The organism is Nitrosospira sp. Nsp1, assembly GCF_900100985.1.
GTDB lineage: Bacteria > Pseudomonadota > Gammaproteobacteria > Burkholderiales > Nitrosomonadaceae > Nitrosospira.
Window position 1 is genome coordinate 85,450 of record NZ_FMUF01000008.1, and the last position, 13,292, is coordinate 98,741.

Below are 13,292 nucleotides of genomic sequence, written 5' to 3' on the forward strand. Positions count from 1 at the left end.
GCCTCTTGGCTCAGGCTTTGCAACGCTGCCAAGGTGAACTATCGCAAAACCGTCCACGTCTTGCTTCAAGACTGCGATAAACTGATTAACCTGATCCGCTCCGTAGCGAGCTCGCCAGGAAGGTGAAGCTCACGGGTACAAAAATCCTCTCCGGTCATAGCGCTTACCGGCAAATGAGCTGAAAAATGAGCGGTCAGTTGCCGGATATATAGATTTAAGTTGATAACGTGTAAAAAAGGCATGAGGTGAAGCTGCCGTGATACCGCAAAGCGTGGTGAAAGAACACGCAGGGGGATTCAAATATCGAGCCGAAGTTGATGGACTGAGGGCCATCGCGGTTATCCCCGTCGTTCTTTTTCATGCTGGTTTTGAGTGGTTTAGCGGCGGCTACATCGGCGTGGACGTGTTCTTTGTCATCAGCGGCTATCTCATCACCTCGATAATTCTCAGCGAACACAAGGCCGGCAAATTTTCTATCGTGAGTTTCTACGAGCGGCGCGCGCGCCGCATCCTGCCGCCCCTGTTCCTGGTGATGCTGGCAAGTCTTCCGTTTGCCTGGTTCTGGATGACACCGCACCACCTCAAGGCTTTCTCGCAAAGCATGGTCGCCGCCTCCCTTTTTGCACCCAATATTTATTTTTTCCTGAAGAGCGGCTACTTCGACCTCGACAGCGATGAAAAACCGCTGCTTCATACCTGGAGTCTCGGCGTCGAAGAGCAATACTATATTGGCTTTCCGTTGCTCGTGCTCTTGTGCTGGAGATGGGGGCCAAAAGCACTGACATTGCTTGTCGCCGTCACCGCACTGGTTTCATTCGGGCTCAGCGAATGGGCCTCGCGCGCCTATCCCGTGGGCAACTTCTATCTGGCGCCTACACGGGCCTGGGAGCTTGCACTGGGTTCCTTCCTTGCGATCGTTTCGGCAAGTGGCATACCTGAACAGCGCCTGAGTCTGATGCTGCGCAATTTCCTTAGCGTCACAGGGCTCATATTAATTCTGGCACCCACCGTCCTCTATGAGCAGTCAACCCGATTCCCGGGCTTATATGCGGTGCCGCCCACGCTCGGCGCAGCGCTGATTATCGCTTTCGCTAATCGCGATACCCTGGTTGGCAGGTTCCTTTCATTGCGCGGAATGGTCGGTATCGGGCTTATTTCATACAGCGTCTACCTTTGGCACCAGCCCTTGTTCGCATTTGCCCGCATCTATAGCCCGGACAAGCCATCCCTGCTGGTTTTTTCGGCCTTGGGCGTTCTTTCCGTAGGCATGGGGTATCTCACCTGGCAGTTCGTCGAGAAACCTGTCAGGGACAAACGAAAATTCTCTCGCAAGCAGATCTTCCTTTCATCCGTGGTCGGTTCGCTGCTCTTTATCGGGTTGGGCTTCGCCGGACACCGCATGGAAGGATTTCCTGATCGACTCACTCCCGAACAGCAGGAAATCATGGCTTTTGGCGACGACCCCGAAAATCACACAAGGGGGTTCCCGAGTGAGCCCTGTTTTCTGGGGCCGGAGCAGGACAGCACTTCATTTGGGGAATGTACGGAACTGCCGCCTTCCCCGGTCGAATCCGTGTTCCTGTGGGGCGATTCCCACGCTGCACATCTGTATTCCGGTCTAAAAAAACAACTCGCGGCAGACCATAAAGTTACATACCTGACAGCCAGCGCCTGCCCCCCATTCCTCAATAGCGACTCCAGAGCGGGTTGCCGCGATATCAATGATTTTGTTTTCGCGAGAATCACGGAAGAGCTGCCCGATAGGGTTATTCTCGCAGCGGTATGGGGTAACTACAAATGGGAAAAGCTTGAGAAAACCATGCAAGGGCTGAAAAAGCTGGGAATCAAGCGGATAGATATCATAGGCCCCGTGCCCAGGTGGCATCCTTCCCTACCCGTTGTTCTAACCCGCTTCGGTGTGGGTTTTTCCGAACTGCCTCGGCGTACCATGCTTGGATTGGATCCTGCGGTTAAGCAACTCGATTCGCAGATGATAGAATTTGCTGAAGGGCATGGAGCAAACTTCATCTCGCCATACACCATTTTATGCGACATGAACGGGTGTCTTACAAGAGTGGGCGATCGCGTCGAATCAATGATGCATTGGGACGTTTCGCATCTCACAGAAGCCGGCTCCGAGTATCTGGTTTCCCGCTTCTGGCAGCCATGATGCGGCGAAAGCATAATCTCTTCCCCGGCATAATTCGCTACCAGGCAGCGGCAAGTCTGCGAGATTCTTCAAAATGAGCTTATATACATTACTGATCTCCAGCCTTGTTTTCCCACTGCACGAGCGCATCAAAAATCACAGCAGCGTTGCGGTTCGCAAAGATATGGAGCTATCTCAATGGTGGGATACAGAACATCTGGAAGCGCTTCAGCTTTTCAAACTGCAGCGGTTGCTTACCCACGTCCAGACACATGTCCCCTATTACCGCGACCTGTTCACAAGCATCGGGTTCAAGGCGGCAGACATGCACAGCCTCGAAGACCTGGCATGCCTGCCTCTTCTGGATAAACCCAAAATTCGCGCCAATACCGAAGCGTTGAAATCTGCAAATAGCCGAAACCTCGCCCGCTTTAACACCGGCGGTTCCAGCGGCGAACCGCTGATATTTTATATCGGCAAAGAGCGCATCAGCCATGATGTCGCCGCAAAGTGGCGCGCCACACGCTGGTGGGACGTGGATATCGGTGACCCCGAGGTTGTCATCTGGGGCTCACCCATTGAACTTGGCGCCCAGGACGGCCTTCGCGCGCTTCGCGACAAGCTGCTCAGGACCCGCCTGCTCCCCGCCTTCGAAATGTCGGCACAAAAACTCGACCAGTTCCTGCATGAAATCCGTGCTATTCGCCCTAAAATGCTTTTCGGCTATCCCTCTGCCCTATCGCATATTGCCCGCCATGCCGAGGCCTGCGGGCGCCGTATGGACGATCTGGGCATCCGCGTCGCATTCGTTACTTCAGAACGGCTTTACGACGAGCAGCGCCAGCAGATCAGTAGAATATTCGGATGTCCGGTGGCCAATGGCTACGGTGGGCGCGATGCCGGTTTTATCGCCCACGAATGCCCGCAGGGCGGCATGCATATTACCGCAGAGGATATCATCGTCGAAATTGTGGATCAGCAGGGCGCGCCGCTGCCCCACGGCGAAGCCGGAGAGATTACCATCACCCATCTGGCCACTGGGGATTTTCCCTTCATCCGCTATCGTACCGGCGATATCGGCGTACTGGACAGCAAGCTCTGCATTTGTGGAAGAGGGCTTCCCCTGCTCAAGGAAATCCAGGGCCGCAGTACCGATTTTCTTGTTGCACAGAATGGCACGGTTATTCACGGCCTGGCGCTCATTTATATCCTGCGCGACCTTCCTCAGGTACGCAATTTCAAGATCATCCAGGAAGATCTGAATCTGACGCGCGTATGGGTGGTCTTGGATGAAAGACTAGAGGTTGGGCTGACCAGTAAAGTCAAGGGGGGGTTCAAGGCCAGGCTGGGCCAGGGAGTGGAAATCGTTGTCGAAGAGGTAAATGAAATTCCGCTGGAAAAATCGGGCAAGTTCCGTTATGTTGTGAGCAAAGTTGGCTTGGGTTCCGTTAACAACTTATAACAAAAGGAGAATTTGATGGGCCTTCGCAACCTGGTTGCGTCCATTATTGATACTGCGGTTGACCGCGCATACTTCTGCCTCAGGCCGAAGCTCGTAGTTCAGAAAGATACCGACATCCTGCTGCATTGGCTTTCACAGTGGGTCGAGGTAAGGGAATATAAGTATCCCGCACTCTATCTTGAATTTATGCGACGTTGGACGGAGGACTCTGCTTGCGTTGTTCAGCAGATCAAGGGAACCCCGAGCGGGCGGTATGCCTTATTGCTCGATCAGCTGGCGTCGCACGTACCCGTCGCGCCAATCAATCTTGCAAACGAAGCTGCAAAAATTGCCGACGCAATCGCGGACCGAAGGGAGATATTTAACTTTGGTGACTGGTCGGCAGATGTCGGTTTGCATTTTCAAATCTCTTCATCGTTAGGAAGAAAGGGACGACTGCTTTGCGCGGCGACACGGCTGCTGAGGCCGGCCAAATGCCTTGAAATAGGCACCGCGTATGGAATGTCCGGATTTTTTATTGCGAAAACTCTAGACTCTCTTGGAGGCGGCTCGTTATCGACTATCGAGATCGGACCGCAGCAACAAGCGATTGCGCAGGAAACTTTAGCCGGACTTCCCGTCGACTTTTGTTTAGGATCATCAACGGAATGCCTGTCAAAGCTAAGCGCGAAGGGTGCCGAGTTTGATTTCGTATTTCATGACGCAGGCCACTCATACAGCCATTACGTATCTGACTTTGAAGCCATGGTAAAGATGCTTAAGCCAGGAACTGTCCTGATCATGGATGACATTCGATGGGAGGATAGCCGCTTCTTCGAAGGGGGAGCCCGGACTTACGAGGGCTGGCGCAAAGTTGTAGAGCATCCTAGAGTTGTTGCCGCAGCAGATGTAGATGATGCGTATGGCATCGCATTACTAAGCTAAGCTAAACGGTTGGCCCAGGCAGCAAAACTTCCTGCTGGCCGGGAAAAGCTGACGGGTGAGCTGATTGTTACTATTTTCTATTTCAAAACCATCCAGGTCCTCCGTTCCATTATTACCTGTAGAGCGTAGTTAATAATAGCTTGGAAAATAATATTAGAGTGTTAGTCATAACAGAGAAAACCTGCTGTAGTTCAATTTTTTGAGGAACAGAGATGTGGAAGCCTGTAGCACGTTCGTTATTGAGAGGACTGGTAAGACAACTGCCTTGGGGCGCACGAAACACGATGTTCGAAACAATCGTTGATGACGTCGGTAAACTCAATTTATTTATCGATATGGCACGAAAATATCATGTCGAGAGCCTTTCCGTGAACGGGTCGAACGGTTTGGTCTGGGGGTCAATAAATGATAAAAGCGTACTTGGTCGTTACATGTCCACGGGGATTTGGGCACCTACCACTGAAAATCTTTTTAAAGATTTTTTTGAGAACAATGGAGGCGGTACATTTCTCGACATAGGAGCAAACATCGGACTTACACTGATTCCTATCGCGAGGAACCCTGCAGTGCAATGTATTGGTTTTGAGCCTGAACCGCGTAACTTCTTCTACTTAAAACATAACGTCGACGCAAATTGCCCTCACGGCAATGTCGCACTGGAGCAGGTTGCGCTATTCCATGGCAAAGACACACTCCAATTTGAGCTTTCGCCGGACAATTTTGGTGATCACCGAATCCGGATATCGGATAGTGATGGTTATTATGTAGAGCGCCTGCGGGAGACTGTATCTGTGGTAGCTGACCGGCTTGACAACATCATAAGAACCGATGAGTTAAAGCTCCCCCTCGCGGTTAAGATGGACACACAAGGTGCCGAGCCAAACATTTTCTCTGGAGGGAAGAACATACTTTCTATGGCAAGCTTGGTAGCGCTTGAGTTCTGGCCGTATGGCATGCGCAGGATTGGTGGGGATGTTGAAGCAGAAATTCTTTTTATTCAAAATAATTTTCGGGAGGGGAGTCTTGTCGAGGGTGATACGGATAATGCATTTCGCTGGCTGCCAATCAAGCAAATTTCGGAAGAAATGAGAAGGCTATGGGAGGATAAAGTCAATATGACCGGCCCGAAATATTATGACGTAGTACTTAGAAAGTAGATTCTAATTCAGATGCATGAGATTAGTTAGCGGCCGGAGGGCGCCTATTTCTATTTCTATGAGCTACAGCATCCAATAAGGAGGGCAGCGGGCTTAGGTAATTCACCGCCCCAACAGATTCCGCAGCCCCTTTAGCAAAGAAAAATAAAATCCAGCAGTTCCATCCCAGGTATGATGATCCGCGTCCTTGACAGGATGCCACAAGAGATTGGGTTCCAGCCCAGGCGCTACCATGGGTGGGCGGAAAACAAAAGTCCCAGGGGTAAGCGCCTTGCTGAGCCGGTTATTACGATAATGGCGATTTTCCCGTCCCTCCGGCACAAACTCCCCATCACCGCCGATATCTTCTATCCGCAGCCTGCAGTATTCCAATACTGTTGGCATGACGCATTCGGAATGACCAGCCCAGGCATGCAGATCGTATTCAGTGGTAAGGGTCTTCAGAGCTTGTCTCGACAGGCGCAGGATGGGGTTGAACGAACGTAGCCATTTCTGCCGCGGCAGTATTATCTCACCGGGCAATTCCAGGGATTTCCATAACGGCCAGTCAGGGATCTGGTCGTGCCGCGTGATGCTGGTGCTGAGCATATCTGCCGTGTTATCGACGAAATTCAAGAAAAAGTTTCCCCAATGGCCTGAGTACACCACGTCGTATTCCAGGTACCAGTAGTTATCATAGTCGGGCAAACGATGAAATGCGCTGAGCAGCATGCCATCCTCATTTCCGGGAATTTTGCCTGGGAAATAATGGCTGGGACGCTTGTATCGGGGCCAGTCATCGCTGCCATGCGCGAGCACCGGTCCAGCGCGGCGTTTGACAAGCCCATGGCGCAGTTTTGTCTCATCGTAATAAAAAATCACGTCATGATTCGATGGCACCTCGGCGCGTAGCTTTGCCAGCCTTGCCAGCACCGTGTCTCCCAGAAGATGGCTGCTGAACAGGATCGCGGTACGTTTCACCATGCTAGCTCCTCCTCAGCCAGGCGAACGGGCTTCTCTCTCGATGCCAGGAGCGATTCATCGGTTCCTGAGCTTTCAGTAGCAGGGTCAGCCATACCTTCAACGATGTAGGGAGCAGACGAGCGTTATAGCGAGTGTTCGATTGCTGCTGCAACCGAACGCACTCTGCGCATAGCTTGCCGTAAATATCCGGTTCAATTATTGCTGCACCAACAGATGTTCTTTGAGTGGGTTGGTCGCATCCAGCTCATCATCCGACGTATAAAGGCGCATCTGGGATTGGGAAGGCAAGAGAAACTCATGCTCCTTGGCGGTAGCACGCCAACCATGGGAACCCGCTATTTCTTTAGGATCAAAAGATTTCTTCACATACTTTTGGATTGCATGTTCAAGGCTCAGCACGATGTAATGTTTCAGCTTGAAGTCCACCGGGTAGGGATGGATTCCCGGGAATTGAACCACATGCCCACCGGTATCACGCAGATTCACCGATGGTGCCGGCCGGTGGTTCCGCGCCAGCTCGCTCAAGAAAGCCTTGGTACCGGGCCAGCGCCGGCTCTGTTTTTTCCAGGCGTTTAATCGATGGGGGTGCCGCTGGGCAAAAGGATAATACCAGCGCATCGTCTCCTGGAATTCCGCATTGTCGTGATCGGGCGACTCACGCACCGGCAAAAAAGTATATTCCATGAAATTAACGGCGTTGTAGCCTTTCCGGTCCACGTCGGCAATGGCCTCAGCCAAGGTGTAGGCCGACGTTGGCGCAACCCGGATTTCATCCGGATCCGCGTGCATTAGCCAATCGGCTTCAATCTCATCCGCGAGTTCCTCCTTGCGCATCAGGATTTTTTGCCACTGATACATGCCGTGGCGAGGGATTCGCTCGATACCGATCAGGTTGCGGCCAAGGTACTCACGGGCGATGTCCAGCGTTTTGTCCGTGGAGTCGTTGTCCAGCAGATACACTTTTATACCCTGTTGAAGGTAGTGCTCGAGGCAAGCGCGGATAAATTTCTGCTCGTTGTAGCTGGCTAATATGGCGACGATTTTCATAAATATCCGATTTGCTTATCTAATTCTTACCAGGCTAAGCCGTGCTCTTGCAACAAGTCGATGTAAAGTAATGTGGGAGGTTAACTGTAGTTCCTTGTATCTGCTTGCCTTTATCTCGCGGAAAGATAACAGACGGAGATGCTCGTTGCTAAAGCGGTAATCAAAATTATAAAACCGTCTGCCGGGTAGTTTAATACCGGAACACCTAGGTAAATAGAAAAGAAAACAAGCCGTTTTCATCGACATCAGTTACATGGTTCGGTGCCGATCGTATTATTTACTCGACATGGTACCCATTTCTTCCCGTGTTTTCGCTCGAAAGCCCTAAGCTGGCTGGCAGGCTTATACTTACTCTACGGCTCGGTGCAAGGAGTTGGCAAGTCTAGCCACTATTTTACTTCGATCGTACCTGGACTCAGCCGCTGCCCGTGCCGCAAGCCCAAATATTTGGGCTGTATAATGGTCTTTAAGCAGTTCGACACAGGCATTGGCAAAATCCTTGGGTGAATCTCGCAAAATAATTTCCTTTCCATCAATTAAATCGATTCCTTCAGCCCCTATGCTTGTCGATACAATCGGTCGACCGTAAGCCGCAGCTTCCATGATCTTCACCCTGGTTCCACCCCCTGTCAGAATCGGGCAAATCACGATGCGAGCTCTTCGGTAAAGTTCGTCCAGGTCTTCTACAAAGCCAGGAAATGTTACTTGCGGCGGGGGGTACGCGTAATGCTGTATTACCTCAACCCGATGCCCGGCAAAAATAACTTCGGCGCTAGGGCAATTAGCAAATATTATCGGCCATACCTGATCTAGAAAGAACTCTACACCTAGCCGGTTGGGTGGATATTCATAGTTTCCCAGCATGACGATTCGAGGCTCCAGCGAAGGGCTCGTGGCTGCTGGTAGCGTCACCGCATTGGGAACCGTCATGACATTTCTGGTATGAAAAAGCCGTGTAAGTTTATGCTGGTCCAGACTAGAGCAAACGAAAGTTGTCTGTGATAATTTAATTGCGTTACGTTCCCCGAGTAAAAGCGCAGGCAACTGTAAGTAGGCAAGGTTCTTGCGCAACCAGTGCGGAGGTTGCGATAAATGACGTAACATCGCGACATGCTCGATATCATCGAGATCGAAGAACACCGGCGGCAAAACCTGCCTGGTCAACAATACGGGCGCCATACAGTGAAGCCGATGGATGAAAATGAGGTCTGGATTGCGCGCAAGACAATCATCCAAAGCAGCAATCTGAGCTATGCCTGAAAACTCGCTGTAACCCGGCAGCCGAAAGAAACTTGTGGCTGATTTAAAGTTGCTGCCAAAGCTCTCGTTACCCCTCGGCGGCTCCCGCCGGCAAAACGACGCGCGGACGTCGACTTCCCAACGTTTTGACAAATCGTATTCGATTGCTCGAACCTGATCTTCCATCAAGTCATGATCCTGAGAATGCAGAAAAAACAGCGCATCAATCATGGAGCAGCTTTGCTTGATTGCATCGATCATTATTGTTAATCTGCGGTACAAGCCGCTTTGCACTGCGCCTGGTCTCGCTGGTTGCCACGCAGACACGAGCAGTGCCCTACCAATTGACATTATCGAGTTGACCCCCCGCTTAAACGTTTGCGACGCCATGCTTCCATATGCGACAGCACGGCAGCTAATTCTCCCAATAAGGGTGACTTAAGCAGCCAGATAGCTCCGACCCAAGCCAATCCTGTCACCAAAACCAGTGCGGCTGCGTTGAGCAGCAAAGCAAACGGAGCATTTCCCCAGGTCAGCATAGCAGCAAGAGACGGCATCAGGGTTGCGCCCGTTATCAGCATGTTCTTACCGTAAACGCGGGCGAATTCGATAAAACGAATGTTCAATATATGTTGCCCCACTATTTGATAGATGCAGAACGTAACCATGCTCACGCTCGCTGTAGCTACCGCAACCCAGACCAGGCCATGCTGTGCTGCAGTCAGAACCGCAATAACGGACAGCAGTTGCGTGCCGAGAATAATTCGAAAGGAAGTGCGGATACGGCCAGAGGACCTCATCACTTGATCCACTAGCGCTGTCGTATAGCCTAATATCGCGCTGAAGCAGAGAATACGCAAGACGGGTACCGATTCCAGCCATTGCTCGCCGAATAGGATTCGAATCAACGGTTCAGCCAGTACAGCAAGTGTCGCAAAGAAAGGCCATGCAATAGCAGTTAGGCAGCTAACCAGAAAAAGATACTGCTCCCGGTCGATAGCCCCCTCACGATGCTGTTTTGAAAAGTAGGGCAATATGACGCCCCAAAGTCCTTCCATGAAGGCTTTGCTGAAAATATTGATTGTGCCCAATGCGCGGCTATATAAACCCACCGCACTCATGTCCAGTATTTTTCCGAGTATCCAATCCGGTGCGGTCTGGCCAGCATGAATGATGAGCTCGCTAGGGCCGGCATAGCGGCAAAAAGCGAAAACGTGGGGTATTTCGCGCAGGCCCGGCAGCAGCAGCATGCCTGGCGGGCGATATACAAGCGTTAAAAAAACGCTGGTCAAGGTGCCGGCGATGGCGCTCCATACCAGACTACGGTATGCCTCGCCAGCAAGCGCCGCGGATATGCCCACGACCGCTGAAACAAATGTACTGGCGACCTGAATCACCATCGTATGGTGGAACCGCATTTCGCGCCGGATATGGGCGAACGTTATCGCACCGATCGGCACGAGCAGGAAGTTGATGCACAACAGGCCGATAACTTCGCGTATGCCCTCGCTGTTGTAAAAGTTGCCTATTGGCGTTCGGGCAAAATACAGGATAAGGGCAAGACTCCAGCCAAATAATAAGTTGAGGGTAAAGGCGGCCCGGATACGATCGGGCGTCAAATCCTTTTCCTGCACAACATATTCGTTGATTCCAAACTCTCGCAGCAAATGGCCCAGTCCCACAAACACTGCCGCGACAGTGTAAATGCCGATGTCGGCCGGTGTAAGCAAACGAGCCATTACAATGCTCGTCCCAAAATGAATGACGAGCGTCACATATTTGTTCAGGTATGAATAAGCCAGCGATACTCTAAAACTAGCCACGGCTTTGTCTGTTTGTTTTGTTGTGGGGGGTTGGCATCATGGGTTTTCTACGATCGATGCCTGATGGGAAATCGCCTATGCTGCATGATACCGAACTCGCCGTCAAAAAGGAGGCGAAGTGTATGCGTTGCCTGCCATATAATATTAATTACCGACTTGCCCCTATTACGACCAACTACCCGACGTCCTTTAGAGGTTATGGCAAGCCTCTTCCAATCCCGTCAAAAGAACCTTCTTGGCATGGCAGACAATCCAATCGTTTCCGTCATTATTCCCACTTATAACTGCGAGGTCTATATCGCGGAGACGATTGATAGTGTGCTCAGCCAAACGCTCGGCAACCTGGAATTGATCGTGGTCGACGATGGCTCCACGGATCGCACTTGTGAAATCGTCGCTTCTCATGGATCACAAGTTCGGCTTCTGGTGCAAGCCAATTCAGGCGTATGTGCAGCGCGGAATTACGGAATCCGGGAGGCGGCGGGGCGGTACATCTGCCTGATGGATCACGATGACTATTGGTTTCCCGACAAGCTTGCGCTTCAGCTGGGGCAGATGGAAGGCCATCCGGAAATCGGATTGGTCTACAGCGCGTTTATCTGGTGGCATCCCGATCAAAAAGGAGTATTTCCCGATCCTGCCGGTTTTGAACCGGCATCATTCCCACCCGGCATTGATGAGGAATTTTCAGGCTGGATATATCATCTTCTTTTGCTGGATTGCTGGATTTTGACCAGCGCGGCGCTAATACGGGCAGAAGTGTTCGATAAATGTGGGGCATACAACGAATCTCTTCCCTATAGCGAGGATTGGGATCTGTGGCTGCGTATTTGCAGGGAGTATCAGGTTATCAAGCTGAATAAACCGTTAACCCTGTATCGCCAGCACCCAAAACAGGGAAACCGCATGGCGAGAGCGATCGACTACCGGACCGAGCTGTTACGCGATGCAGCCATGAAATGGGGCTTATGCAGTCGTGACGGCCGTTGCATTACCAAACGCCAGTTCACGCAGAATATCGCCCGCTATCAAATGGAGTTTGGCCTTTGGCACCTGGCATCGGGCAACCTGAAGACAGCTAATCATTCTCTGCTGAAGGCTTGGCTGAAGCATCCGGTCAACTTGAAAACGCTTGCATATGTTCCCGCCGGTTTACTGGGATGGCGGCCGAAGTGGTGAGCCCAAATGGTGGGTACCGGTAAGTAAAAAACTCCGCGATGCTGCACCCCGACGGTATGCCGATAACGGCGATCGCAAAGAAAGTTCCGCGATTTTCAATACTTGCGCAATACTTTCTCTATCAGCCAGAAAGGCTTGACGAGCAACCAGCTCCAGGAGGTATAAATCCGAAAAAACTTGATCCTGTAGTCTGCATGTTCCTGATTGAGATTACGGATCTGCTCGAGTAATTCCACATTCCATTTTTTCTGATAAGCCATGAAATCCGCCGCGATATTATCGATCCGCTCGTAATGACCATTATTCTCAACAGCCATTTCGATGAAGATACGGTGCAACTCATGCGCTATCGATGATAGTCCCTCATACGCATGCTCCGGCGCCACATCGGCCTTATGGTGGCGCAGACCAGGAGAGACGAAGCCATTGATGTTTTCTTTCGCCTCTCTTACGGTTATTGGAAAGACGAGATTTGCCTCCCGCTCTATTCTTGACAATACCTCGACAGGATTTTTTACAATCTGATCAAAATCAACAAAAATCCTTGGCAGCCTTCTCGAATGAAACTCGGCGGATAGCGAGTGGTTCAACCACAAAACCAGCGCTTTTTCCTTGGAAAATCCATCCCGTTTTTTTAAGGACGCAACTACCTCGAACGGATTCCTATTCATGCAGATAAAAGTCGGTTTAGCCTGCCGGGCTTCTAGGAGGGGAATCCATAAAGGCAGCAGCCGGCACATCCGCGGGTCCTTCAGTGCCCAGACATAAGCGTCTGAAAAATCCCGTCTCACCAGCTTATCCAATCGGGCAACAAATGGCTGAATCGCTCGATCCTCCCACCATCTGTCGCGCAAAGGCAATAAATCATCCCACTGCGAGCCCAGGTTCAATAGTAATTCATCGTGGGTATCGACAATATCCTCGTGTTCCCAGAAGCCTTTTTCGTTAACGCCTTTCTGGGGCGCGTACAGGCGCTTCCCCATCTTGACGCCAACCTGGCTCAGCAGGCCCGTCAGCAGCGAAGTGCCACTGCGGTGCATACCTAAAATGATCAATGCGTTATTCTCTTTCACTCAAGTCCTCTGTTCATACCTGCTTGCCATTGTCCGCACAGCATCTCATCCATATCGCGCCTCATGCGCATAACGGCAACCAACTGAAACTGTTTAACCTGAATTCGCCCCTTAGTGAACTCGCCAAAAAATTGAAGCTCACAGCGCAAAAAAACTTTTCGGTTGTTGCGCTTAGCAAATGCGCTGGCAGATGAACGGTCAACTACCGGATTCAGGTTTAAGCATTGTAGTCCATATGGCGATGGTCGCGCCAAAGGGGAATTCAAGGGATTTATC

10 protein-coding genes are annotated in these 13,292 nt (G+C 51.2%); 5 read left to right on the forward strand and 5 right to left on the reverse strand.

Annotated elements, in window-relative coordinates:
• The first annotated feature begins 256 nt into the window (after positions 1-256).
• The 4 genes from BLP78_RS07090 (at position 257) to BLP78_RS07105 (ending at position 5,692) form a co-directional block, all read left to right on the forward strand.
• Positions 257-2,170 carry an acyltransferase family protein gene (locus BLP78_RS07090; protein WP_218118935.1) on the forward strand — a complete coding sequence of 638 codons (1,914 nt, stop codon included), beginning with the start codon at positions 257-259 and terminating at the stop codon, positions 2,168-2,170.
• A 73-nt stretch (positions 2,171-2,243) separates the two neighbouring features.
• Positions 2,244-3,611, forward strand: a complete 1,368-nt coding sequence (locus BLP78_RS07095; RefSeq protein ID WP_090457945.1) for a phenylacetate--CoA ligase family protein — start codon at positions 2,244-2,246, stop codon at positions 3,609-3,611.
• Positions 3,612-3,626: 15 nt separating this feature from the next.
• Complete coding sequence (locus tag BLP78_RS07100) at positions 3,627-4,535, forward strand: O-methyltransferase (RefSeq protein WP_090457947.1); 909 nt, start codon at positions 3,627-3,629, stop codon at positions 4,533-4,535.
• A 284-nt stretch (positions 4,536-4,819) separates the two neighbouring features.
• The gene (locus BLP78_RS07105) at positions 4,820-5,692 is read left to right on the forward strand and encodes an FkbM family methyltransferase (RefSeq protein WP_176752808.1); all 873 of its coding nucleotides are present in this window, start codon (positions 4,820-4,822) and stop codon (positions 5,690-5,692) included.
• Positions 5,693-5,794: 102 nt separating this feature from the next.
• Here BLP78_RS07105 and BLP78_RS07110 read toward each other — a convergent pair whose 3' ends face one another.
• The 4 genes from BLP78_RS07110 to BLP78_RS07125 form a co-directional block, all read right to left on the reverse strand.
• Entirely contained in the window at positions 5,795-6,655 is an 861-nt protein-coding gene (locus BLP78_RS07110) for a hypothetical protein (protein WP_090457951.1), read from the reverse strand.
• Between the two features lie 195 nt (positions 6,656-6,850).
• Complete coding sequence (locus BLP78_RS07115; RefSeq protein WP_090457953.1) at positions 6,851-7,702, reverse strand: glycosyltransferase family 2 protein; 852 nt, start codon at positions 7,700-7,702, stop codon at positions 6,851-6,853.
• A gap of 348 nt (positions 7,703-8,050) precedes the next feature.
• Entirely contained in the window at positions 8,051-9,202 is a 1,152-nt protein-coding gene (locus BLP78_RS07120) for a glycosyltransferase (protein WP_218118936.1), read from the reverse strand.
• Between the two features lie 89 nt (positions 9,203-9,291).
• Entirely contained in the window at positions 9,292-10,764 is a 1,473-nt protein-coding gene (locus BLP78_RS07125) for a lipopolysaccharide biosynthesis protein (RefSeq protein ID WP_090457958.1), read from the reverse strand.
• A 240-nt stretch (positions 10,765-11,004) separates the two neighbouring features.
• On the opposite strand from BLP78_RS07125, the gene BLP78_RS07130 reads away from it, so the two are divergent.
• Positions 11,005-11,943, forward strand: a complete 939-nt coding sequence (locus tag BLP78_RS07130; RefSeq protein WP_090457960.1) for a glycosyltransferase family 2 protein — start codon at positions 11,005-11,007, stop codon at positions 11,941-11,943.
• 95 nt (positions 11,944-12,038) lie between these two features.
• Here the strand turns inward: BLP78_RS07130 and BLP78_RS07135 are convergent, their stop codons facing one another.
• The gene (locus BLP78_RS07135; protein ID WP_090457962.1) at positions 12,039-13,016 is read right to left on the reverse strand and encodes a sulfotransferase family protein; all 978 of its coding nucleotides are present in this window, start codon (positions 13,014-13,016) and stop codon (positions 12,039-12,041) included.
• Between the last annotated feature and the right edge of the window lie 276 nt (positions 13,017-13,292).